The sequence below is a fragment of the Peribacillus folii genome (genome assembly GCF_030271255.1).
In the GTDB taxonomy this organism is placed as follows: domain Bacteria; phylum Bacillota; class Bacilli; order Bacillales; family DSM-1321; genus Peribacillus.
Genome location: NZ_JASJOM010000001.1, coordinates 296,903 through 319,588 on the forward strand (window position 1 = coordinate 296,903; position 22,686 = coordinate 319,588).

At 45.8% G+C, this 22,686-nt stretch carries 24 protein-coding genes; 6 read left to right on the forward strand and 18 right to left on the reverse strand.

Features of this window, described 5'->3' with window-relative positions; translation table 11 throughout:
* Positions 1-49: 49 nt before the first annotated feature.
* From accA to dnaE, 5 genes are all read right to left on the reverse strand, one after another.
* A complete protein-coding gene (gene accA / locus QNI08_RS01440; protein ID WP_285765644.1) occupies positions 50-1,048 on the reverse strand; it encodes an acetyl-CoA carboxylase carboxyl transferase subunit alpha in 999 nt (332 codons plus the stop codon).
* Between the two features lie 2 nt (positions 1,049-1,050).
* On the reverse strand, positions 1,051-1,908 hold the full coding sequence (gene accD / locus QNI08_RS01445; protein ID WP_285765645.1) for an acetyl-CoA carboxylase, carboxyltransferase subunit beta: 858 nt from the start codon (positions 1,906-1,908) through the stop codon (positions 1,051-1,053).
* Positions 1,909-1,998: 90 nt separating this feature from the next.
* The gene (locus QNI08_RS01450) at positions 1,999-2,628 is read right to left on the reverse strand and encodes a FadR/GntR family transcriptional regulator (protein ID WP_285765646.1); all 630 of its coding nucleotides are present in this window, start codon (positions 2,626-2,628) and stop codon (positions 1,999-2,001) included.
* Between the two features lie 5 nt (positions 2,629-2,633).
* Positions 2,634-3,875: an NADP-dependent malic enzyme gene (gene ystJ / locus QNI08_RS01455; RefSeq protein WP_285765647.1), complete on the reverse strand. Its 1,242-nt coding sequence runs from the start codon at positions 3,873-3,875 to the stop codon at positions 2,634-2,636.
* Between the two features lie 112 nt (positions 3,876-3,987).
* Positions 3,988-7,347: a DNA polymerase III subunit alpha gene (dnaE, locus tag QNI08_RS01460; RefSeq protein ID WP_285765648.1), complete on the reverse strand. Its 3,360-nt coding sequence runs from the start codon at positions 7,345-7,347 to the stop codon at positions 3,988-3,990.
* 181 nt (positions 7,348-7,528) lie between these two features.
* Here dnaE and ytrH point away from each other — a divergent pair, with 181 nt between their 5' ends.
* Positions 7,529-7,864 (forward strand): sporulation membrane protein YtrH, encoded by a 336-nt coding sequence (gene ytrH / locus QNI08_RS01465; protein ID WP_057911443.1) that lies wholly within the window; start codon positions 7,529-7,531, stop codon positions 7,862-7,864.
* Positions 7,861-8,367 (forward strand): sporulation membrane protein YtrI, encoded by a 507-nt coding sequence (gene ytrI, locus QNI08_RS01470; protein ID WP_285765649.1) that lies wholly within the window; start codon positions 7,861-7,863, stop codon positions 8,365-8,367. The genes ytrH and ytrI overlap by 4 nt, the downstream gene beginning before the upstream one ends.
* Before the next feature lie 54 nt (positions 8,368-8,421).
* Here ytrI and QNI08_RS01475 read toward each other — a convergent pair whose 3' ends face one another.
* Positions 8,422-9,360, reverse strand: a complete 939-nt coding sequence (locus QNI08_RS01475; protein ID WP_285765650.1) for a DHH family phosphoesterase — start codon at positions 9,358-9,360, stop codon at positions 8,422-8,424.
* 171 nt (positions 9,361-9,531) lie between these two features.
* Here QNI08_RS01475 and QNI08_RS01480 point away from each other — a divergent pair, with 171 nt between their 5' ends.
* The gene (locus tag QNI08_RS01480; protein ID WP_285765651.1) at positions 9,532-9,834 is read left to right on the forward strand and encodes a YtpI family protein; all 303 of its coding nucleotides are present in this window, start codon (positions 9,532-9,534) and stop codon (positions 9,832-9,834) included.
* 31 nt (positions 9,835-9,865) lie between these two features.
* On the opposite strand, the gene QNI08_RS01485 is transcribed toward QNI08_RS01480, so the two are convergent.
* The 3 genes from QNI08_RS01485 to QNI08_RS01495 all read right to left on the reverse strand — a co-directional run bounded on the left by QNI08_RS01485 (position 9,866) and on the right by QNI08_RS01495 (position 12,530).
* Positions 9,866-11,185, reverse strand: a complete 1,320-nt coding sequence (locus QNI08_RS01485) for a DRTGG domain-containing protein (RefSeq protein WP_285765652.1) — start codon at positions 11,183-11,185, stop codon at positions 9,866-9,868.
* A 71-nt stretch (positions 11,186-11,256) separates the two neighbouring features.
* On the reverse strand, positions 11,257-11,481 hold the full coding sequence (locus QNI08_RS01490) for a hypothetical protein (protein WP_285765653.1): 225 nt from the start codon (positions 11,479-11,481) through the stop codon (positions 11,257-11,259).
* A gap of 368 nt (positions 11,482-11,849) precedes the next feature.
* On the reverse strand, positions 11,850-12,530 hold the full coding sequence (locus tag QNI08_RS01495) for a metal-dependent hydrolase (RefSeq protein ID WP_285765654.1): 681 nt from the start codon (positions 12,528-12,530) through the stop codon (positions 11,850-11,852).
* A 121-nt stretch (positions 12,531-12,651) separates the two neighbouring features.
* On the opposite strand from QNI08_RS01495, the gene QNI08_RS01500 reads away from it, so the two are divergent.
* Complete coding sequence (locus QNI08_RS01500; RefSeq protein WP_285765655.1) at positions 12,652-13,749, forward strand: M24 family metallopeptidase; 1,098 nt, start codon at positions 12,652-12,654, stop codon at positions 13,747-13,749.
* A 77-nt stretch (positions 13,750-13,826) separates the two neighbouring features.
* Here the strand turns inward: QNI08_RS01500 and QNI08_RS01505 are convergent, their stop codons facing one another.
* The 3 genes from QNI08_RS01505 to QNI08_RS01515 are packed head-to-tail and all read right to left on the reverse strand — an operon-like array spanning position 13,827 to position 14,376.
* Positions 13,827-14,012 (reverse strand): hypothetical protein, encoded by a 186-nt coding sequence (locus QNI08_RS01505; protein WP_285765656.1) that lies wholly within the window; start codon positions 14,010-14,012, stop codon positions 13,827-13,829.
* Positions 14,009-14,182 carry a hypothetical protein gene (locus QNI08_RS01510; RefSeq protein ID WP_285765657.1) on the reverse strand — a complete coding sequence of 58 codons (174 nt, stop codon included), beginning with the start codon at positions 14,180-14,182 and terminating at the stop codon, positions 14,009-14,011. Before QNI08_RS01510 ends, QNI08_RS01505 begins: the two co-directional genes overlap by 4 nt.
* Before the next feature lie 53 nt (positions 14,183-14,235).
* The gene (locus QNI08_RS01515; protein ID WP_285765658.1) at positions 14,236-14,376 is read right to left on the reverse strand and encodes a hypothetical protein; all 141 of its coding nucleotides are present in this window, start codon (positions 14,374-14,376) and stop codon (positions 14,236-14,238) included.
* Positions 14,377-14,581: 205 nt separating this feature from the next.
* On the opposite strand from QNI08_RS01515, the gene QNI08_RS01520 reads away from it, so the two are divergent.
* Entirely contained in the window at positions 14,582-15,034 is a 453-nt protein-coding gene (locus QNI08_RS01520; RefSeq protein ID WP_285765659.1) for a universal stress protein, read from the forward strand.
* Positions 15,035-15,082: 48 nt separating this feature from the next.
* On the opposite strand, the gene argH is transcribed toward QNI08_RS01520, so the two are convergent.
* Both argH and QNI08_RS01530 read right to left on the reverse strand, forming a co-directional pair.
* Positions 15,083-16,462 carry an argininosuccinate lyase gene (argH, locus tag QNI08_RS01525; RefSeq protein ID WP_285765660.1) on the reverse strand — a complete coding sequence of 460 codons (1,380 nt, stop codon included), beginning with the start codon at positions 16,460-16,462 and terminating at the stop codon, positions 15,083-15,085.
* Positions 16,459-17,664, reverse strand: coding sequence for an argininosuccinate synthase (locus QNI08_RS01530; protein ID WP_285765661.1), 1,206 nt, complete (start codon positions 17,662-17,664; stop codon positions 16,459-16,461). The genes argH and QNI08_RS01530 overlap by 4 nt, the downstream gene beginning before the upstream one ends.
* A 214-nt stretch (positions 17,665-17,878) precedes the next feature.
* On the opposite strand from QNI08_RS01530, the gene QNI08_RS01535 reads away from it, so the two are divergent.
* On the forward strand, positions 17,879-18,193 hold the full coding sequence (locus tag QNI08_RS01535; RefSeq protein WP_285765662.1) for a hypothetical protein: 315 nt from the start codon (positions 17,879-17,881) through the stop codon (positions 18,191-18,193).
* Between the two features lie 210 nt (positions 18,194-18,403).
* On the opposite strand, the gene QNI08_RS01540 is transcribed toward QNI08_RS01535, so the two are convergent.
* The 4 genes from QNI08_RS01540 to QNI08_RS01555 all read right to left on the reverse strand — a co-directional run bounded on the left by QNI08_RS01540 (position 18,404) and on the right by QNI08_RS01555 (position 22,295).
* Positions 18,404-18,916: a MogA/MoaB family molybdenum cofactor biosynthesis protein gene (locus QNI08_RS01540; protein ID WP_285765873.1), complete on the reverse strand. Its 513-nt coding sequence runs from the start codon at positions 18,914-18,916 to the stop codon at positions 18,404-18,406.
* Positions 18,916-19,755, reverse strand: coding sequence for an EcsC family protein (locus QNI08_RS01545; protein ID WP_285765663.1), 840 nt, complete (start codon positions 19,753-19,755; stop codon positions 18,916-18,918). Before QNI08_RS01545 ends, QNI08_RS01540 begins: the two co-directional genes overlap by 1 nt.
* 148 nt (positions 19,756-19,903) lie before the next feature.
* Positions 19,904-21,121: an acetate kinase gene (locus QNI08_RS01550; RefSeq protein WP_285765664.1), complete on the reverse strand. Its 1,218-nt coding sequence runs from the start codon at positions 21,119-21,121 to the stop codon at positions 19,904-19,906.
* A gap of 187 nt (positions 21,122-21,308) precedes the next feature.
* Positions 21,309-22,295, reverse strand: coding sequence for a class I SAM-dependent methyltransferase (locus QNI08_RS01555; RefSeq protein WP_285765665.1), 987 nt, complete (start codon positions 22,293-22,295; stop codon positions 21,309-21,311).
* Positions 22,296-22,686 lie beyond the last annotated feature (391 nt).

Here is a 22,686-nt window from a genome sequence, read left to right on the forward strand (position 1 = left end):
AGGCTGAAAAAACGTGTTGCCCTGGGCAGCACGTTTTTCCCTTTACAGTTTATGAATGCTGTTTTACTTCCTCAGGTTTTTCCCCAGGTTGCTTTGCAAATTCATATTCACCGATTTGTTTGAATTTCATGTAACGTTGGTTGATGAGATCCTCACTTTTCAATGGAAGGAGCTCAGTGAAGGAACGTTTCAGGGTTTCCTTGATGGCTTCAGCCTGAACATTTGCATCCCTGTGGGCGCCGCCCTTGACTTCCGGAATGATTTCATCAATGACCCCTAAGCGATTCAAGTCAGGAGCCGTGATCTGCATCGATTCAGCAGCTCGTTTAGCTTGGGAAGCATCCTTCCATAATAACGCAGCAGCACCTTCAGGAGAAATGACGGAGTATGTTGAATTCTCCAGCATGAAGATCCGATCTCCAACTCCAAGTGCCAAGGCACCGCCACTTCCCCCTTCACCGATGACAATGCTGATGACCGGAACCTTAAGCCCCGCCATTTCAAAAAGGTTCTTTGCAATGGCTTCACTTTGGCCGCGTTCTTCGGCAGCTTTACCAGGGAATGCCCCCTTCGTGTCGATGAAGCAAATAATCGGCCGATTGAACTTTTCGGCTTGTTTCATCAAGCGCAGCGCTTTTCGATAGCCTTCCGGATGAGGCATGCCAAAGTTACGGCGGATATTCTCCTTCGTATCCTTGCCGCGTTGATGACCAATTACGGTCACGGCACGGCCATCGAATTGTGCAATGCCAGCAACAATCGCTTCATCGTCCCCATAATACCGGTCACCATGAAACTCGATGAAATCATTGAATAATAATGGGATGTAATCAAGCGTGGTCGGACGGGCCGGGTGCCGGGCGATCTGGACTCGATCCCATGGCTTCAAATGGTCGTAAATATCCACTTCCAGCTTTTCCAAGCGTTTTTCCAGCGTTTCGATTTCAGCCGTAAGATCCACGTCAGCGTCTTTCGTTAGTGCCTTCAGCTCTTTAATCTTATTTTTCAGGTCCGTTACGGGACGCTCGAACTCTAATTCATATATCATAATCACTCACCACCCGGGGCATGGATTTTTAGGATCGTCGTCAAGGTTTCTTTCAATTCCGTACGTTTGACAACCGCATCCAATTGACCGTGCTTCATCAGAAACTCAGCCGTTTGGAAGTCTTCAGGAAGCTCTTCATGAATGGTCTGTTCAATGATCCTCCGCCCTGCAAAACCGATCAGGGCACCAGGTTCAGCAAGGTTAATATCACCAAGCGATGCAAAGCTTGCCGAAACGCCGCCCGTCGTCGGGTGGGTCATCATCGAAACGATCAAGCCGCCTTCATTGCTGAACATCTTTAGGGCTGCACTCGTCTTGGCCATCTGCATCAAGCTCAGTACGCCCTCCTGCATCCGGGCTCCGCCAGATGCTGTGAATATGATGAACGGAATCTTCAATTCACCTGCGCGTTCGATGGCACGGGTGATTTTTTCGCCCACGACCGACCCCATGCTTCCCATCCGGAAATTGGAATCCATGATGGCTGTCGATACTTGGTACCCATTGATGGTCCCTACACCTGTAACGACTGCCTCGTTAATCTTGGCTTTCTTCTTATCCTTCTCCAATTTATCTAGGTAATCCGGGAATTCAAGCGGATTGACGGAGATCATTTCCTGATCGAATTCCTTGAAGCTGCCGGCATCAAATACACATTCGATTCGTTCATGCGAAGACATCGAATGGTGGAAACCGCAGTGGAGGCAGACTTTATTGTTTTTCACTAATTCTTTTGTGTACATGATTTTTTTGCAGCCGGGGCATTTGGTCATAATTCCTTCTGGTACATCTTGTTTCTCCCGATCTAAAGGAACCGTTGCATATTTCTTCTTAGACTTCGCAAATAGCTCTTTAAGCAAGCTTAATCCTCCCTTTACCACCAATTATCTAGTTTATGATACTTGGTACAAACTATATCAGAAATGAAATTAGTATCGTGTAAAAAGGTGTCACTCGTCCTTCGACATATTTCTAATTCTAATAAGATACGTTTCGATAGCTTTTTCTTCATCCCGTTCGAGCAAATATGTAAGAAGTGACAAATAATCTTCTTTTTTCACATTACCCTGCACAATCTCTGATGTTCTAGCATAGCTGTTAATAATGCGCCAAATTCTTTCCAGCAATCGGTTGCGATTCAAGATCGCAATTCTCAAGAAGAAGTCGTCATCACGAAAATCCTCCGCTTTGACCCAGCCCATCAGCCGCTTGATATCTTCTGCCGTTGCAAAGAAGGCGACGATCCTCAAGCAGTCAATTTCAATCAACCTTTTCGTCTCAGCCAAGTCTTCTTGCACCTTTTTGTCTTGCAAAAAAAAGGTTCCCAGAAGCTCGACTAACTTATGCTCCTGGAAATCCCTGATAAACGTCCCTTCACCACGCCTCGTTTCTATCAGCCCTAATAGCTCCAAGGCACGCAATGCCTCACGGACTGATGAACGGCCGACATTAAAACGATCCGACAGCTCCCTTTCCGAGGGGATTTTGTCCCCTGGCAAGAGGCTGTCCGCTTCGATCATTCTACGAAGGCTCTCAACGACATCGAGATAAATTTTGGATGAAGAAGTACGATCCTTCAAATTAATTATTCCTCACTTTTTCCAATGATCGCTAATTTCTTTGTTTTTTCTTTGATTTCCTCAGGATCGACATGAATCCTGGCTACTCCCGTTTCCATCGCTGCCTTGGCAACAGCAGATGCAACGGCAGGAGCCACCCTCGCATCGAATGGAGCTGGAATGACATAATCTTCATTCAGCTCATGTTCTTGTATTAAACCGGCAATGGCCTTTACGGCAGCTACCTTCATCTTTTCATTGATATGTGTCGCACGTACATCCAGCGCCCCGCGGAAAATTCCCGGGAATGCAAGAACGTTATTAACCTGATTCGGGAAATCCGAACGACCCGTTCCCACCACTCTTGCACCTGCAGCCTTCGCATCCTCAGGCATGATTTCCGGGTCCGGATTGGCCATCGCAAAGATGATCGCATCCCGGTTCATTGACGAAACCATTTCTTTAGTCAAAGCGCCAGCGGCAGAGACGCCAATAAATACATCCGCGTCTTGGATGACGGCTTCCAAAGGTCCTGAAACCTTATTGCGGTTGGTCACTTTCGCTACTTGTTCTTTGATATCATTCATGCCTGTAGAACGGCCCTCATAAATGGCGCCCTTCGTATCGCACATGATGATGTCACGAACGCCATAGCTATAAAGCAATTTAATGATGGCGATGCCGGCAGCTCCAGCGCCATTCGCCACTACTTTAATTTCCGATATCGATTTATTGACAAGGCGTAAAGCATTTACAAGACCTGCAACGGTTACGATCGCCGTACCGTGCTGATCATCATGAAAAACCGGAATGTTCATTTCTTTCTTGAGCCGTTCTTCGATTTCGAAGCAATTCGGTGCGGCGATGTCCTCTAAATTGACTCCGCCGAATGTTGGCTCGAGTAATTTAACGGTCTCTACAATTTTATCCACATCCGTCGTTTTTAAACAAATCGGAAAAGCGTCCACTCCCGCAAAGCTTTTAAATAATACGGCTTTACCTTCCATTACTGGCAAAGCTGCCTCGGGACCAATGTTTCCAAGCCCCAGCACAGCCGTTCCATCGGAAATCACGGCGACGGTATTCCCTTTCATCGTGTAATCATAAACGGTTTCAGGCTTATCGTATATTTCTTTACAAGGTTCTGCAACACCTGGAGAGTATGCGAGGCTTAAATCTTCTGCATTCCTGACAGGCACTTTCGAAACTGTTTCTAATTTCCCTTGATTCAAGCGATGCATATGTAAAGCTTCTTCTCTTAATGACATATTTTCACTCCTATAACGAATTGGGCAAACCGGATATTATATGCTGAAATCTAGTGGTCAGACCACAGCGGCCTGTTTTCAATATAACATAACTATTAAAGTTGTAAAACAGTTATTCTTTCTTGTAAACTACATTACCTTTTCCGACCATGTCAATTAATGCCTGCATCAAACTCTCCGTGGGATTGACCCAATCCCAATAGGATAGCTGTACATAGCGGTTTTCCCTTTCGTAAAAAAGCATGACCTTCGTTTCGCCACCGTGCTGCAGTAAAATTTTTTTTATTTTTTGCAGCGAGTCCTTCGTTTGCTTGTCGGCTTCGACCTTCAGGAAGATCGTTCCATTTCTTTCTTCCTTCATTCGCTTGACTTTTTCGAGTGGATATACGCTTTTGATCAGCACCTGGTTTTTTCCATCCCGCTCTTCAAGCGTTCCTTGCAGCATGATGATTTGACCGTGGCCCAATTCCGCTGAATGGTGCTTATACACATTCGGGAAGACGACCGCTTCGATTTCCCCCTCTTCATCACTCACATTCAGGAATGCCATCACATCGCCCTTTTTCGTCCTTATCGTTTTAACCGTCGTAATATAGGCGCCAAGCAAGATTTTGGATTCCTTTTTATTGGTCGCTTCATCTATGCTCAAACAGCCGAAGTATTGAAAAAGCTCCCGGTAGCTGGTAACAGGGTGATTCGATAAGTAAAGACCCAATGCGCTTTTTTCCAAGGCCAGTTTATCTTCGATCGGGATGGGATCGACGTGGTTGTACTTTGGCTTCAGGGGAAATTCTCCATCGGAAAACATATCGAATAGATCATCACCCGGATTGACCAATTCGGTATGGCTGATCGCGACGTCCAAGCTTGCCAGCAAGGTGGCCCGGTCTTCCCCGAATTCATCCAATGCACCAGAATTCACTAAAGCTTCGAGCACCTTTCTATTGACGATTTTCCCCGAAACCCGTAAACAGAAATCGAATAAATCCGCGAATTTCTTTTGCCTTCTTGCCGCGAAGATTTCCTTCAAGACGGTACCGCCTATCCCTTTGATGGCACCTAGGCTAAAACGGATCCCTTCCTTTTCCGGCAAGAACGGATAGCCGCTCCTGTTAATGGAAGGAGCAAGGACGGTAATCCCTTTCTTTTTTGCCTCACGGATATACTGGGCAACCTTTTCATCATTACCGATCACCGAGGTCATGAGGGCTGCCATGAAATATTCAGGATGGTGGGTTTTCAAGTAGGCTAGCTGATAGGCAATGACGCTGTATGCGACCGCATGGCTGCGGTTGAATCCGTAATTGGCGAACCGGACAATCAAGGAATAGATATCATCCGCGGTTTTTTCGGAATACCCTTGCTGCAACGCCCCGCTCACAAAATGCTGCCGCTCCTGATCCAGCACATCCTTTTTCTTCTTCGAAACGGCCCGCCTGAGCAGGTCTGCCTCCCCAAGAGAAAAACCTGCAAGACGTGAGGCGATTTGCATGATTTGCTCCTGATAGACGATGACTCCATATGTAGGTTCAAGGATATCCCGCAAATCCTTGTGCAAGTAATCGATTGGTGCCAAGCCGTGCTTTCGCTCGATGAATAATGGAATGTTTTCCATCGGACCCGGACGGTAGAGGGCATTGACTGCAACGATATCCTCGAATCGGTTCGGCTTCAGCTTGATCAAAACCTTTCTGATGCCATCCGATTCGAATTGAAACACTCCGGTTGTTTCGCCTCTTCCCAATAGCTCCAAGGTCTCGGGATCATCCATGGGAATTTGGGACAGGTCGAGCTTTCTCCCGGTTCCTTTTTGGATATTTTTCAAGATATTTTCGATGAGCGTCAAGTTGCGAAGTCCAAGGAAGTCCATTTTAAGGAGTCCAAGCTCTTCTAGAAGGTCCATCGGATATTGCGTCAGATGGATGCCATCATGTCCTCCGGAAATCGGGATATGCTCCGTCAGTGCCTGGTCGCTGATGACGACGCCTGCTGCATGTGTCGACGTGTGGCGAGGCAAACCTTCGAGCAATAGAGCCGTTTGAAAGAGCTTTTGATTGACATGGCTCTCATTGACGAAATCGCGCAGTCTTTTCGATTCCTTGAAGGCTTCAGGCAGCGTAATGCCAAGGCGGTTTGGAATCATTTTCGAAACTGCTTCCTGCTCCTTGGAATTCAAGCCGAAAACACGTCCCGTGTCCCTCAATGCAGCCTTGGCCGCCAATGTACCGAACGTGATGATCTGGGCTACATGATATTCACCATATTTCTTCGCCACATAGGCAATCACCTCTTCACGCCGGTTATCAGGGAAATCAATATCGATATCGGGCATCGAGACCCTTTCCGGATTCAGGAAACGCTCAAACAGCAAGGAATGCTCGATTGGATCGACATCCGTTATCGACAGCACATAAGCCACCATCGAACCTGCGGCAGATCCCCTTCCCGGGCCGGTCAGGATTTGGTTGTCCTTCGCAAATTTCATGAAGTCCCACACAATCAAAAAGTAATCACTGAACTTCATCTTAGTGATGATCCCGAGTTCATATCGAAGCCGGTCTTCATATTCAACGGGCGGTTCGGGCATTCTTTTCTTCAATCCCTCGAAACAAACGGCTTCAAGCATTTCCTCTGCCGTTATACCGGCTTCGGTAGGATATTTAGGCAGAAGTGACCGGTGGAATGGAATATCAAGATTGCATTGACCGGCAATGTGGAGCGTATTTTCGAGTGCATCCGGCCTGTCATGAAATAGCTCGGCCATCTGGCTGCGGCTTTTTAAATAATGCTCGTTGGATCCAAGCACCGTGCGCGTTTCATCAGCGAGCTTGTCACCATTTCCAATCGCCAGAAGCACTTCTTGGGCAAGGGCATCGCTTTCGTTCAAATAATAGACTGGATTCGTCGCCACGACCTTAATCCCCAGCTCTCTGGCAAGCACGCTTATCGCAGCGTTTCCTTCCTCTTCATTTGCAATCGACAATCGTTGCATCGATGCGTAAAAGTTATCCGCTCCAAAAATGTGCTGAAACCTCCTTGCTGCCTGCCGGGCCTCTTCTTCCCTTCCTTCCCTTAACAGCGATTCTATTTCCCCTTCTGCCCCCGGCGTGATCGCTATCAATCCCCTGGAATAGCCTTTAAGCCAATTCATCGGGATGCCCGAAGGTGATTTCGTTTTTATGGCACTGCTTATTTTAAGCAGGTTCTGGTATCCTTGTAGATTTTTTGCTAGTAAAAGAAGTCCATGTGCCGTTTCCCATTCATCAAGGACATCCGCTAGAATCCCGATGATCGGCTTTATGCCCTGTCTCTTGCATTCTTTATAAAAATAGATTGAACCGTACATGACATTTCGATCGGTCAAGGCCAAGCTTGTACAACCATCCGCTTTCGCTTTGGCCACGAGCTCAGTAATCTTCACCGTGCTTGTCAGCAGGCTGTATCCGCTCTGGATATGGAGATGAGTATACACGTTTTATTCTCCCACCTTTGTAAGGCATGTTTCTTTCATTATAGTGTTTATTTCAAAAAAAGAAAATATGTTCTCATTTCCAATCCTCTTTCACACCGTATTTCCACAGACTATCATATTACCCCTGCACTCCCCATATAATTGGAATAGAAGAATATCAAGCGAAAAAGGATGATGATACATGAATGAAGCCTTTGTTCCAGCCTTTCTCAATAGCTTTTTCATATCGCTTGGCGTATTGCTTGGCGGCTCGATAATCGGGGGCCTCGCCGCTTTCTTTACGGGACAGGCCCCGATGACGGCTGTTTTCCGATTATCGGACAGCCTGAGAATATGGGCGATCGTCGCGGCCATCGGAGGCACCTTTGATATGGTCTATAATTTTGAACGCGGCATTTTTCATGGCGAAACGAAGGATATCGTCAAACAGGTTTTATTGATTTTATCGGCCCTTGGCGGGGCGCAGACAGGGGCGCTGATCATCAATTGGTTCACGCAGGAGCATATTTCCTCATGAGGATCCCCCCTTATCATCGGGCACCCACCTGGCAGCGTTTTTTTGCCGGGGCTGCCATTGGCGGATTGCTGAGCTGGGTGATGTTCTTTTATATGCACGGGGTCCAACAGGAGAAGCAAATCCGGACCCTTCACGAACAGCGGGAAGATATCAAGGATTTAAAAGGAAAGATCGCCATTTGGGAGCAAGATTACAAAAAATTAAATCAGCAAAACGAAGAAATCTTAACGATTCAGGAAGTGGAAGTGAAGATTACGAACGGAACGGATTATAGCCTCGATCATCTGAGTGTGGCCGAAGCGGAGGATTTGATCGAGGACGACCTATCCTCGCTGCTTGCCAAGGATGTCGTGAGTGTATATAACGGAAAGCTGTTACTGAAAAAATCCATCGAAAATAAAATCATGACCATCAATAAAAAGCGGTATCATCTACAAGTATCCGAAATCATGTTTTATACGAAAATGAATATCGAAATCAAACTTAAACGGACCACTTCATGACTTAAACATGAAGGTAAAGACCAAATCAGATGCGATTTGGTCTTTTACGTTTCTTCACTCCGCTTTATTCAGCGCTTCCATATCGGCAAGGATGTTATCGACATCATCCCAGGAATGGATCGAAGCTCCGGCAGCTAACGGATGGCCGCCGCCGTTGTATTTCCGGGCGATCGTATTGATGATCGGCCCTTTAGAACGGAAACGGACTCTGATCTCTTGATCTTCTTCAATAAAAAATACCCATGATTTTACATTTTCGATGGAGCCGAGAGCAGAAACAAGCTGTGAAGCCTCAGATGCCGAAGCATCGAATTTTTCAAGGATGTCTTTCGTGATGATCATTTTACCCGTGCCGTATGGCAGGATTTCAAAATGCTGCAGCACATAACCATTCAAGCGGACAATGCTTTCCTTGACATCGTACATCTCCTGATAAAGCCGAGGGCGGGAAAACGAATAATTGATCAATTCACCTGCGTAATCAAATGTCTTTTCAGTCGTGCTCTGGAACAGGAAGCGTCCTGTATCGCCAACGATGCCGGCATAAAGCAGGCGTGCCGCTTCATCCCCCATCTTCAACCCTTGATCTTTACCGAAAAGGTAAAAATCGTAAACCATTTCGCATGTCGAACTTGCAGATGTATCGACCCACCTCATATCTCCATATGGATCTTCATTCGGATGATGATCGATCTTGACCAGCTTGTCTCCCGTCTTATACCGTGCATCACAAATCCGGTCGGTATTCGCCGTATCACATACGATCACCAAAGCCCCTTGATACGTTTCATCCGAAATCACATCAAGCCTTCTTAAATAATTCAAAGACGGTTCTTCCTTACCGACCGTGTATATCCGCTTTTCAGGGAAAGATGCTTTCAGGATTTCCGCCAGCCCTCCCTGTGAACCATAAGCGTCCGGGTCCGGCCGGACATGGCGATGGAGAATGATGGTATCATAACGCTTTATTTCTGCCAAAATTTCAGCTTTCATATAGATTTCCCTCCAACATATGTAAGATTATTTTCTAACTTAAAGTTGATATCTTTCATTTAATCAAATATTCGGAGAAATAGGAAGACTCATCTGGTTTATTGTGGCATTCCCTGGAATTTCCCGCTACAATATAAAGGTACATATGTTAAATTGGGGGAATTTTAAACGATGCCTATCATTGTCACCTTGATCGTTCTTTCACTGGGGCTATATCTGTTTTATAAAATCAAATCGGTGCGCACCAAAATGCCGATGGAGAAAAAATGGATCTCCGGAAAGTCTTCCATTGCCCTTGGAACGTTTGTTGCCCTTTTTGGAGTCAATCAGCTTTTCCTGTTCCACACGACCACCACTTATATCATCGCCGCCGTTTTCATCTCAGTCGGCCTGTTCAGCATTTTTGGGGGCTACAAAATGTATAAATATTACCTGCCATATGCGATTGAAGAAGCCGCAAATCAAAAAGGATAATCGACCTTCGATTATCCTTTTTGTTTATTTTTCATGATCTGTCCAGCAATTGACACGTTAACATTGCTTTTCCGACAAGTTTGCCTTGGTTAAACACCTCGACATCCACTTTCCCGAATTTCCGCCCGACGTCAAGAACGCGAGGGTGGATTTCAAGCGTACTGTCGATCTGGACTGGCTTGATGAAATAAATCGTCATATTCTCCACGACCAAGTCACCTCGTTTGTAGCTTCTCAGTGCCCGATTCGCTGAATCCGTAACCAATGTCGTGAAGACACCGCTCGAAATCGTTCCAAGATAATTGGTCATTTGCGGAGTGACGCCATAGTTGTACACTTCATCACCTTTCCCCCGGTTTGAAGTCATCACAAGCTGGCTCGTTATCGTATCATCGATCGTTTCGCCGACCTGCGGCTGCCTTTGGCTCATTTGCAGCGCCTTCAGTACATCCTGCCTGCTGACGATTCCCTTGAGGATATGACTGTCATTCACGACCGGAATCAATTCGATGCCTTCCCATACCATCATATGCGCAGAAGAGGCTACACTCGTTTTATCACCGACGGTCATCGGGTTTTTCGTCATCACCTTTTCGATGAGTGTCCATTCCTCCTGGCCGATGATATCTTTTGAGGTGACCATTCCTTGTACCTTCATATTGTCATCAACAACAGGAAATCGGCTGTGCCCTGATTCCTGATTGAGATCGTGCCATGTCTGCACCCTGTCGCCGATCGTCAAAAAAGTCGTTTCCTGGACGGGCGTCAAGATATCCTCCACAAGCAAGATTTCCTTTTTGATCAACTGGTCATAGATTGCCCGGTTAATCATCGTAGCTACAGTGAAAGTATCATAGCTCGTCGAAATGATGGGCATCTCCAATTCATCAGCTAGACGCTTAACCGGCTCTTCCGTATCGAAGCCCCCGGTAATGAGCACCGCCGCCCCAGCATTCAGTGCATGCTCATGGGCCTGTGTACGGTTCCCGACGATCAGCAGATTTCCGGCCCCAGTGTATCTCATCATCGCATCCAGCTTCATTGCCCCGATGACGAATTTATTCAATGTCTTATGAAGTCCCGTTTTGCCGCCCAGAACTTGTCCGTCCACAATATTGACTACCTCGGCAAACGTGAGCTTTTCAATATTCTCTTTTTTCTTTTTTTCAATACGTATCGTGCCTACCCGTTCAATCGAGCTTACATAGCCTTGATTCTCCGCCTCTTTAATGGCCCGGTACGCCGTTCCTTCACTAACATTCAATGCCTTCGCAATTTGGCGGACCGAAATCTTCTCGCCAACCGGAAGCCCATCGATGTGCTTTAATATTTGTTCATGCTTTGTAGCCAAGCGCTTCACCCTTTTCACGGTATTCCTATTCCCCATTATAAGGTCAAAGAGCCCAGTTTATCAAACAACTGCTAATATTGGCGCAGCCTTTTGTATTCCGCCTGCCGTTTCCGCTTCTGCTTTTTGGGTGAATAAAGAATGCCGGTCAAGTTTCCGGCCACAGCCAGCAATGCGAACAGCAGCCAACAACCGGCAAACAAGCCCTCCAAGCCCCCGCTTTCCAAAGACAATCGCGGCACGGCATAATACAGCATCACCCCGCATAAAAGCAAACATAACAACAACCTCTGCTTCATCCAATCCCCCCCTTTTTTGCCATCTATTCATTTTATGCTTGCGAAGCGTAAAAAGACTGACCTGCATGGCGAGATTTTGATGTGGGTTTTCAGAAAAGATTGCGCTTATCACACGCACTTGTGGCCGTTACTCGCGAGTTCGGCACTTTTACTCGCGAATTTTTTGACTTTACTCGCGGGTTTGGGCTATGCCCTCGAATTTGAGGACGTTTCCCGCCAGCTACATGTGGACAATCGGAATTCCATCTTCGTTTTCGCGTACAGCGGAATAAAACAATCTAACCTTGGCATAACAAAAAAACTGCAGACCAACTCCATACTTATCGAGTCAGTCCGCAGTATACCCCTTCTCCAAAAGCTATCGCTGTTTATAATTCAATTTCATCCCCGGGTTCCATGATGAATCCATTTCCTTCTTCAAGCATGTCAAGGAATCGGTTGGGGTCCTGCTTGATGACAGGGAACGTATTGTAATGAATCGGCACGACTTGTTTGGCTTGAAGGAATTTTGCTGCCAGTGCCGCATCTTCAGGTCCCATCGTGTAATTGTCGCCGATTGGCAAAAAGGCCAGGTCAATCGGATGACGTTCCCCAATCAATTTCATATCTGAATATACCGACGTATCTCCGGCATGATAGATGGTTTTGCCTTCTATCGTCAATAACACACCTGCCGGCATGCCTAAATAGATGATTTGTCCATCTCCTGCATTGAAGCCTGTACCATGAAAGGCAGGCGTAAGCTTCACTTTTCCGAATTCGAACTCATATGCACCGCCGATGCTCATTCCATGAGTCCGGAGTCCTTGTGCATCAAAATAATCGGCAAGCTCTGCGATGCCGATGACAAGGGCATCATGTTTCTTGGCCAATTCAACCGTGTCTCCTACGTGGTCATTATGTCCATGCGTCAGGATGATCACATCCGGTTTGACATCGTCCACCTTCAAATCCGTTAGTGAATTTCCGTTGATGAACGGGTCGAATAAGATCGTTTTTCCATTCGTTTCGACTTTTACAACTGCATGTCCATGAAAAGATACTTTCATTTATGATGCTCCCTTCCCATACCCTCTAGTTTTAATTCCATAAGCTTTCTTGGGACTTTCCCATTTACTATGCTTTTAAATATTGCTAAGGTAATTATATCTTATTAATGGAGGTAACGTCATGAATGAACGTTTGAGAGAATTACAAAATTGGCTTCAAACCAATGAAATGGAAGCCGCTTTCCTGACATCCACGGAGAGCATCTTCTATTTAAGCGGATTTTTCAGTGATCCGCATGAAAGACTGCTTTCACTTGCCATTTTTGCAGATGCCGATCCATTCTTGGTCTGTCCGCAAATGGAGGTACCCGATGCGAAACAAGCTGGATGGGATGGGGATATCATCGGTTATACAGATATTGAAAATCCATGGGATAAAATTAAGCAAGCCGTGGCAGACCGCGGATTGACCATCCATAAAATGGCCATTGAAAAAGAACATATGAATGTGGAACGCTACGAGCACATCCAGCATCATTTCGGTGCACCAAAGCTCGTTGGGGCAGAAGAAAAACTGCAAAAGATGCGAATGATCAAGTCGGAGGATGAAATGGTCAAAATCCGCGAAGCCTGCCGACTTGCCGACTTTGCGATTGAAGTCGGTGTCAGCGAAATCCATGAAGGTAAAACGGAAATGGCAATCCTTGCAGCGATCGAGTATGAATTGAAAAAGGCCGGAGTCAGCCAAATGTCCTTCTCCACGATGGTACTGACTGGTAAAAATGGTGCCTCGCCTCACGGTACACCAGGAAATACGAAGGTTCAGCGCGGCGATCTGGTTCTCTTTGACTTAGGCGTCGTTCACGAGGGATATTGCTCTGACATCACCAGGACCGTCGCTTATGGTGACATTAATGACAAACAGGCAGAAATCTATGAAACGGTTCGCGTTGCCCAGGAAGCTGCCGTTGCCGCCAGTAAGCCAGGCGTTGCCTGCTCGGCCGTTGACTTGATCGCCAGAAACATCATCCGCGATAAAGGATATGGGGAATTCTTCCCGCATAGACTTGGCCACGGACTTGGAATCAGCGTCCATGAATACCCGTCCCTGACCGAAACGAATTCCCTTCAGCTTCAGTCCGGTATGGTTTATACGATTGAACCGGGCATCTATGTTCCAAATGTTGCTGGCGTGAGGATCGAGGATGATCTTTTGATCACCGAAACAGGCTGTGAAGTTCTGACCAAATATCCGAAGAGCTTGCAAATCATCAAGTGATGGGGCGCCCAACCCCACGAACCCCCATCTCATTCAAGATGGGGGTTTGCTTTTTCTTCGCGATTCTCTTTCAATGACTAATCGGTCCTGATTGCTTGCTTAACGACTTTACCACTGCCGTCATACCATAGGAGCAGCCACTCACCATCTATACTGATGAAGCCCCTTTCGGCTCCAAGAAAATAAACGTTCGCAGCTTCCGCTGAAAAATATTCGGTATCTGTCGGCGGACCTAAAAGCGCGATCACTTCTTTTTCCGTCATCCGATGAGTCTATGTTCCTTCAATAAATCATCGACCATATCATTTCTCCCTTCATGGTCCCCCAGCCACCTTTCAGTGGTGAAACGCGATTTATATTCATTCACTCCCAAAAGGACCAGGCAAGAAAGCAAAAGAAGCACGCCCACACTTGTTATGATTATGAATATCATTTTCCTTTCCTTGTTTTCATGTCTATCGGTAAATTTCGAGGATATCCACTGGATCAAAGAAGCAAGGCAGCAAGACTTGCCACACTGATGGAAACCCCTGTGATAGTAATGTAAATGATCGCAAGGAAATAGATGAAGATAAACACAAGCCTATATAAATAAAATGCCAGATTGATCATTTTTGAAAGATTCAAGGAAAACTCCCCTCCCCCATGAGGTTACCAAAAATAAACAAATTGATTAACGACATTTAACGATAAAGGAATCAATCACTTTATTATGTTAGATTACGGTTTCTTTGATCATTGGCTAAACATTCGCTAATTTGTTATAATTGAAAAAATACCCAACAGGAAAACCATCGTATAATAGGTATGAAAAAGAAGGAGGAGATTCACTATGAATAGTATAGATTATAAAAATATTCTCGTAGCGGTGGATGGTTCGGAAGAAGCGGAGTGGGCTTTAAAAAAGGCCATCTACTTGGCGAAACTCAGTGACGCGACCCTTGTACTTGCACACATCGTCGATACCAGGAATTTCCCTACAATCGAAGCTTATGATATGACCCTCCGTGAACGATCTGATGCCTTTGCCAATGAGCTATTGGAGAAGTACAAGATGGAAGCCGTTGCATCCGGGATCGTACACGTCCAAACGGAAATCGCATACGGATCACCAAAGGTGCAAATTCCAAAAGATTTAGCAAAAAAACATTCCATTGATCTAATCGTATGCGGTGCAACAGGTCTCAATGCTGTCGAGCGCTTCCTGATCGGCAGCGTGTCAGAGGGCATCGTTCGCCAAGCCAGCTGCGATGTAATCGTCGTGCGCACGAATACGGACAAATAATCAGCAAAAAAGCTCGTTCACCAGGTCGGTGAATGAGCTTTTTTGCTGTTATTTCATGATTAGCTTCTCCGCTTTTTCAATGGCAAGCTGCACTTGGGCAAATCCCGTACCGCCCGCACTATTACGGCGTTTGACAGCTTCGTAAGGATTGAGCGCATCGTATATATCATGGTCGAAAAGCTCGGATGCTTCCTGGAATTGCCCGATGCTTAGATCGACTAAATAACACCCTTTCTGGACACACTGCAACACCAGTTTCCCGACAACCTCGTGGGCCTTTCGGAAGGGCATTCCCTTTGCAGCCAGATAGTCAGCCAATTCCGTCGCATTCGAGAAATCATTCCTTGTCGCTGACTCCATGATGTCCTTTTTCACGTTCATGGTTGAAATCATGCCAGCAAAAATCTTCAGAGAACCTATAATGGTTTTTACCGTATCAAAAACGCCTTCTTTATCTTCTTGCATATCCTTGTTATACGCCAGCGGAAGTCCTTTCAAAACAGTCAATAACCCCGTCAGATTCCCATAAACACGTCCCGTTTTGCCGCGGATCAATTCAGCCATGTCCGGGTTTTTCTTCTGCGGCATGATGCTGCTTCCCGTTGAAAACGCATCGTCCAATTCAACGAATTGAAATTCCTGGCTTGACCAAAGGATGATTTCTTCACTGAAACGGGATAAATGCATCATCAACGTCGCACTGTTGCTCAAGAACTCAATGGCAAAATCACGATCGCTTACCGCATCAAGGCTATTTTCATATATCCCATCAAACCCCAAGAGCTCGGCACTGAGGGCACGGTCGATAGGAAAGGTCGTCCCGGCAAGTGCGCCAGCACCCAATGGCGACACGTTGATTCTTTTGTAGCTTTCGGAAAAACGCTCTTTATCACGCTCAAGCATCCAGAAATAAGCCATTAAATGATGAGCGAATGAAATGGGCTGTGCCCGCTGTAAATGGGTATAACCTGGAATTAGTGTTTCGACATTGTTCTTGGCCTGTCCCAAAATCGCTTCCTGAAGATCATTGATGAGCTGAAGGATTACATTCGTTTGATTCCGCATATATAAATGAAGATCTGTCGCGACCTGGTCATTTCGGCTTCTGCCCGTATGGAGCTTTCCGCCCACTGGACCGATTTCACTTATCAGCATGCTTTCCAGGTTAAGATGGATATCCTCCATCTCAACCTGGAAAGTCAACTCGCCCTTTTCCGCTTTTCCCTGTAAAATCTTCAGCCCGGCAATAATCTGTACTGCATCTTCTTCAGGGAGGATGCCGCATTGCTTCAGCATCGTTACATGGGCCAAGCTTCCTTGAATATCTTCCTGGACAAGCTCCTGGTCAAAGGAGATGGAAGCTCCGAATTCATCTACCCATTCCTCTGCAGATTTCGTGAATCTTCCTCCCCAAAGCTTGCTGCTCACACTGTCACCTTCTTGTTAGTGACCATGCTGTTCACTTTCGTCGGAAGTCCCCATAGCTTAATGAATCCAACTGCTGCATCATGATCGAATTCATCCGCTTTAGTATAAGTGGCCAATTTCTCATCATAAAGCGAGTATTCGGATTTTCTGCCTTCAACGATCGCATGACCTTTGAATAGCTTCACGCGAACGGTTCCCGTTACGTTCACTTGTGTCTCTTTCAAGAAGGCGGCCAATGCTTTTTGAAGCGGCGAGAACCAAAGTCCTTCATAAATCAATTCAGTCATTTTCTTTTCGATCACAGGCTTGAAATGAGCCAGTTCTTTTACAAGCGTAATGTCCTCCAGCTCTTTATGGGCAGCAATCAGTGTCATCGCACCAGGAGCTTCATAGACTTCACGGGATTTGATTCCTACTAATCTATTTTCCACATGGTCGATACGTCCAACTCCGTGCTTGCCGGCGATTTGATTCAGTTCAACAATCAAGTCTGCCAAGTTATAGTGTTTGTCATTCAACGTGACCGGCACGCCTTGTTCAAATCCAATTTCAATGATATCAGCCGTATCCGGCGTGTTTTCGAGGCTTGCCGTCAGATCGTACGCCTCTTCCGGCGGAGCGGCCCATGGATCCTCCAGGATTCCGCACTCATTGCTTCTTCCCCAAAGGTTTTGGTCTATCGAGAATGGGCTTGCCAAGCCGATTGGTACAGGTATTCCATTTTTCGCCGCATATTCAATTTCCTCTTCACGGGACCATTTCCAGTCACGGACAGGTGCAAGAACTTCTAAATCAGGATTCAGGGCGGCTATGGAAACTTCGAAACGCACTTGGTCATTTCCTTTTCCCGTGCAACCGTGCGCAACAGCTACCGCATTTTCCGCTTCAGCCACTTCCACTAGCTTCTTGGCGATCAAAGGACGTGACAGAGCTGATACCAATGGATATTTCCCTTCGTACAAAGTGTGTGCCTGAAGGGCCGTTAAAGCGAATTCATCGGCAAATTCATCTTTTGCATCAATCACATATGAACTGACGGCACCAACCGTAATCGCTTTTTCCTTAATGAAATCGAGATCTTTTCCTTCACCGACATCCAAGCAGCATGCCACCACTTCATATCCTTGATCTTGTAACCATTTAATTGCAACGGAAGTATCCAAACCTCCGGAATATGCTAAAACAACTTTTGGATTTGCCATTTTCATCGTCCCTTTCGTGTGAATAAAAATTCATACATTGTTATTTTTATTCATTCTATGATTAGTACTTTATCATTTTTATAAAAGGAATACAAGGGGTATTTTGAAGATTTAGCTAAAAATTCCGTTCATATTATCACACGCACCTTCCATTGGATGCATTGGCAGGAATATAGTAAACTAATAGTATGAAAAACTGAAAAGCGGAGGGAATATGGAAGAGTTATTTACCTATGACGAACGGCTCGGCATCGCCATTCCTGATTTGAACTTGGAGTGGGATCAATATACAAAGGGCGAGCAGCAGCAAATACTCGTGCATTGGGAGAACATTCGCGGGAGCATCCCCGACCGCATCAAGGAGCTGGAAACAGCCATTAACCGGAAGCAGGACCAGCTCGCCGATGAGAGCGACTTTACCGCATCATGTCGTCTCAATTCCGAAATTGCCGAACTGGCATCGATCATTAATGACTTGTGGCTTTGGTACCGGGCCAACCAAGGCGTTAGTGAAAAGATGCATAATTAAGCGCTCCTCTATGCAAAAAAAAAGCCTCAAGGATAAGAAAAGCACCCTAGAGAATAGATCCTTTGAAAAAGTCTATCCTCTAGGGTGCTTTTGTATCTAACTTGTGAAATCAAAAAAAAGATGCTGCCTGCAATATACAGGCAGCATTTCCTTCAATATAACCGGTTTTCATTAAGAGTCCTTATACATAAGGTACACTTCATAAACCGTTTATAGATCTTTCCTGAGTTCACCGACGACATGTCCCAGTTCAGGAAGAATCAATTTATTCATCGCAAGCCTCACCGCCCCTGATGAGCCAGGTGTGGAAAAAACGGCTTTATCATTCACGATTCCGGCAACGGCCCTCGATAGTATCGCCGCCGAACCGATGTCCTCCTGAAAGCTGAGCATACGGAAAAGCTCGCCGAATCCTGGAATTTCTTTGGACATCAACTCACTGACCGCCTCGATCGTTACATCCCGTTTGGCGATTCCCGTACCGCCATTCGTCAAGATGACGTCCACCTGGCCGCTGCGACAGCCGGATGTAACCGCAGCCTGAATCCTATCTTTTTCATCTTTTACGATTTCGTATTTTGACACTTCATGTCCATTCGCTTCCAATAATTCCATCATCAGTGCACCGCTTTTATCCGTTTCTTCATTCCGCGTATCGCTAACGGTAATCACCATGCAGCGAATGGCCTCCGTAATCGCCCTTTTATGATTATTGACGCTCATCATGCATCAGCCTTCTTCTCCAGTAAATAACGATATTGATAAAACTTCTGAGCAAATTCACTGACACTCCGGGTCATTTGGTAATTGGCCCCTGCTCCGATGGCGATGCTGATGAACGGAATGCCCCGAACCAGTTTTTTACGGAAGACAGCAATCGATAAGGCCTTCAACAACTGCTTCAGTGGCTGTTCCATCCAGTTCGGATTTGTCAGCTCTTCAATCCCCAAATAAAAATAATCGTCTTCTGCCGTTTGGATTTCCTGGATCAATTCTTCCCAAGCTATTCCCTGGAGCCGCTTTGGCATCGCACCTGCATTGAATACTTTAAGGGCCACCATCATTTCAAAAGGCGTATTCACCTCGTACCCATAAGACATGGCGATCAGCTGTACGGTCCGGATATTGATGACCGTCATGGCCGGAATATCGCTTCCCAGCAATAGCAGGCCGCCTGATCCACTCATCCCTCCCTGTGCAAATGAATATAAACGATGCTTGGCAATATGCTGGTTCGCTATGTAATTCAACTGATCTATCGATAAAAGATTCAAGTCACCAAGCATATCGATTTCTTCATCAAAAACGCGGGCCGATGCTAAAATCCGCTCCCTTGCATCTATCTGAATCTGTGAACTTTGAACCATCGCATGCAAATGGAAAAGCCATGTATCAAGCTTTTCGAAGAACTGCTGCTGAACGTTCTCAGGCAACAGCGAAAACCCCTGCTCCAGCCATTTATCATACAATGCAGCAAGATCCGTCGGCTCATATTGATATAGATTTTCTTGCCATTCCTTAATTTCATTCCAAACTTTCATTTCCCGATTGGTGAATTCCATGCATCAAGCCTCCTATGTACAAAATTGGTGGATTCTCCCTTAAGTATACCATACACGATCGGTTTCAAGAATTCGGATCAGCTTATGAAAAAAAGAGAGCCCCTTACCGGACAAGATGGTAGGGGACTCTCTTACTCTTATAAGAAACTCAGGAAGATATATTTTCCGCTCTTTCGCTCAAAGCGACTTTCATTGTATCCCTGACGATCATGATTTCTTCATTCGTGGGAATGACCATCACTTTCACAGGGGAATAGGGTGAGCTGATGAACGCTTCCTTACCTGATGAGGTACGGTTAAGATCTCTATCCCAATAAACACCCATGAATTCCAGTCCTTCCAAAATGCGGGCTCTGATCGCCTGGCTGTTTTCACCGATGCCGGCTGTGAAAATGATGCCATCCACTCCCCCCATTTTCGCCGAATAGGAACCGATATATTTGTGAATCCTGCCTGCAAACACTTCAAGGGCGAGTTTTGCCCGTTCATTGCCTTTGTCAGCCTCGCCCTGGATATCACGCAAATCGCTCGAAAATCCGGAAAGGGCAAGCATGCCGCTTTGCTGATTCAAGACATCCAGCACTTCATCAGCGGTCTTACCTGTTTTTTCCATGATATAAGGAATCAGCGCAGGGTCGATATTTCCTGAACGTGTCCCCATTGTAACGCCTGCCAATGGTGTGAAGCCCATCGATGTATCCATCGACTTGCCGCCTTTTATCGCCGTAATGCTGGCACCATTCCCAAGATGGCAGGATATCAAACGAAGCTGTTCAAGCGGGCGGCCGATCATTTTTGCAGCCCGTTGGGAAACATATTTATGGGATGTGCCATGAAATCCATACTTCCTTATTCCATACTCTTCATAATATTCGAAGGGTAAGCTATACATATAAGAACTCGCAGGCATCGTCTGGTGGAAGGCCGTATCAAATACCGCAACGGCCGGAACATCTCCCAGTATGTGCCTGAAGGCTTTGATTCCCGTGCTATTGGCTGGATTATGAAGCGGCGCCAGCTCCGAAAGCTTATCGATTTCCTTGATTACTTCCTCCGTAATCAGGACAGAATCACTGAACACCTCACCGCCATGCACCACACGATGCCCAACGCCGTCTATTTCATCAAAGGAGTCAATGATGCGATGGTTGATCAGCTTTTCCAACAAAATCCCAACAGCCACCTCATGATTTGGTATATCTATCGTCTCGGAAACATTTTCTCCATCGACACTCATAGTAAAAGTGGAATTTTTCAAGCCTATCCTTTCCACTAGACCTTTTGTAATTACTTTTTCCTCAGGCATCTCGAAAAGTTGAAATTTCAAAGAAGAGCTGCCTGCATTTATTGCGATGATTTTTGGCATCCATCTTGCTCCTTTACTCTAAGCTAGTCTGCATTTTCTTATGGTTCCCTAAAAAGAAATATGCAGTATATAGTACAATCTTATCATGGAGGATGGATACTACCAAATAAAAAGGGAAGGTAAAAAATAACTACTTCATCAAACAAAAGAAATGAAGGCCGATGCGGGTGGCATCAGCCTTCATTTATCATTTTTCCGCTTTAAACCAATCATCCATTTGCTTCATTACCGAACTCGTCGCTTCATAATCCGAAAGCTTCGGAAGTTGTACGAGCAATGCCTTCTTCGGTGCTTCGATTCCTTCTTTTTTCTTTTGAAGGATCAGGATGCTTTTTGCCGCCGCTTCATTTTTAAACATGGAAAGAGGCAGCTGCACCATTCCTTGGATATGGACATGTTTTTTCAGGAAATCGTTAAGCTTCGGCGCTTCTTCCGAAACGAACAAGTTATTCGGGACGATGAAAAATAGATGTCCTCCATCCTTGACGTGTTTAATGCTCTGTTCAATAAACAAATGGTGAGCATAGGAATGACCCTCTCCGGCCTTCAATTGATAATCTGCTGCCCGGATATCGTTTGGATAATAACCGATTGGCAAATCACTCACCACGACATCCGAAGGATCGATGAAAAGCGGCTCCAAACTATCCTGATTGAAGAATTCGAGCGGATGCTCTTGCAGGTTGGCGCCTGCATACGCCAGCCTGATCAATGTTTCATCAATCTCGACGCCATAGGAAGCGATGTTTTTATCAGGCAGTTGGTTCAAGATCGCAAATAATAAATTCCCTGTTCCGACGGCGGGATCGAGCATGACCAGCTCTTTTTCATTTTTGGTGAACTTACCGACTAAATAACTGACGAACATGCCGACTGCATCAGGGGTCATTTGATGGTTCGGCTGCACGCTCTGCTGCATGCCCTTCAATATGGCAAGCTGATACGCTTTCCGGATAGCTTCCTTTTCATATTTCTCAGGAGCAAAGTCCTCATAATGCTTCATTAACCTCTTCTTTGATACCTCACTCATTTCCTCCTGCAGGACTTTCCTTTGGAAGAAATTCTCGCCCGTTTCACCTAGGGCATCAAGGTAGGTACAAGATAATTCATCTTGCAATATCTGGGCTGTTTCATTAAATTCATTAAATAATTGTTCAACTGGGGTAGACTTCACTTGTTAATTCCTCCTGTTTGCTTCTGTCCCTATTTTAAAGGTAAGAACAAAGAGATACAAGCCGGAGACCCTAGCAATCGTCCTAGGCTGTGCATCGGACTTTGCTTTCCGCCCTGAGTGAACACGAAGATGGAATCTAGATTTCCACAGTTTTAGGTGAAATGGACCTCGATCGTTCCATTGCACTGCAGGCGCTCCCTTATCCAGAGGCGAGGCGGTCCGTGAGGCTCCTCGGCTTTTCCGCCTGCGGGTCTCCCGTAGACACGCATTTCCCGCAGGAGTCTCGCCGCCTTCCATTTCATTTCGCTTTGCGTGAAATAAGCTCAAAAAAATTGCCCAGTATTTTTTATTACTGGGAAAGGCTCCATGAATGCCCAAACAGAGTACTATA

What these genes read in the sequence shown, in the direction of transcription:
- QNI08_RS01535 (WP_285765662.1), top strand. Translation starts at nt 17,879, where the DNA reads ATGGAAGAGTTATTTACCTATGACGAACGGCTCGGCATCGCCATTCCT.
- QNI08_RS01545 (WP_285765663.1), bottom strand. Translation starts at nt 19,755, where the DNA reads ATGGAATTCACCAATCGGGAAATGAAAGTTTGGAATGAAATTAAGGAA.
- QNI08_RS01510 (WP_285765657.1), bottom strand. Translation starts at nt 14,182, where the DNA reads ATGATATTCATAATCATAACAAGTGTGGGCGTGCTTCTTTTGCTTTCT.
- QNI08_RS01475 (WP_285765650.1), bottom strand. Translation starts at nt 9,360, where the DNA reads ATGAAAGCTGAAATTTTGGCAGAAATAAAGCGTTATGATACCATCATT.
- ytrH (WP_057911443.1), top strand. Translation starts at nt 7,529, where the DNA reads ATGAATGAAGCCTTTGTTCCAGCCTTTCTCAATAGCTTTTTCATATCG.
- QNI08_RS01495 (WP_285765654.1), bottom strand. Translation starts at nt 12,530, where the DNA reads ATGAAAGTATCTTTTCATGGACATGCAGTTGTAAAAGTCGAAACGAAT.
- QNI08_RS01505 (WP_285765656.1), bottom strand. Translation starts at nt 14,012, where the DNA reads ATGACGGAAAAAGAAGTGATCGCGCTTTTAGGTCCGCCGACAGATACC.
- QNI08_RS01520 (WP_285765659.1), top strand. Translation starts at nt 14,582, where the DNA reads ATGAATAGTATAGATTATAAAAATATTCTCGTAGCGGTGGATGGTTCG.
- QNI08_RS01530 (WP_285765661.1), bottom strand. Translation starts at nt 17,664, where the DNA reads ATGGCAAATCCAAAAGTTGTTTTAGCATATTCCGGAGGTTTGGATACT.
- QNI08_RS01490 (WP_285765653.1), bottom strand. Translation starts at nt 11,481, where the DNA reads ATGAAGCAGAGGTTGTTGTTATGTTTGCTTTTATGCGGGGTGATGCTG.
- QNI08_RS01500 (WP_285765655.1), top strand. Translation starts at nt 12,652, where the DNA reads ATGAATGAACGTTTGAGAGAATTACAAAATTGGCTTCAAACCAATGAA.
- ystJ (WP_285765647.1), bottom strand. Translation starts at nt 3,875, where the DNA reads ATGTCATTAAGAGAAGAAGCTTTACATATGCATCGCTTGAATCAAGGG.
- accA (WP_285765644.1), bottom strand. Translation starts at nt 1,048, where the DNA reads ATGATATATGAATTAGAGTTCGAGCGTCCCGTAACGGACCTGAAAAAT.
- QNI08_RS01480 (WP_285765651.1), top strand. Translation starts at nt 9,532, where the DNA reads ATGCCTATCATTGTCACCTTGATCGTTCTTTCACTGGGGCTATATCTG.
- QNI08_RS01540 (WP_285765873.1), bottom strand. Translation starts at nt 18,916, where the DNA reads ATGAGCGTCAATAATCATAAAAGGGCGATTACGGAGGCCATTCGCTGC.
- QNI08_RS01550 (WP_285765664.1), bottom strand. Translation starts at nt 21,121, where the DNA reads ATGCCAAAAATCATCGCAATAAATGCAGGCAGCTCTTCTTTGAAATTT.
- ytrI (WP_285765649.1), top strand. Translation starts at nt 7,861, where the DNA reads ATGAGGATCCCCCCTTATCATCGGGCACCCACCTGGCAGCGTTTTTTT.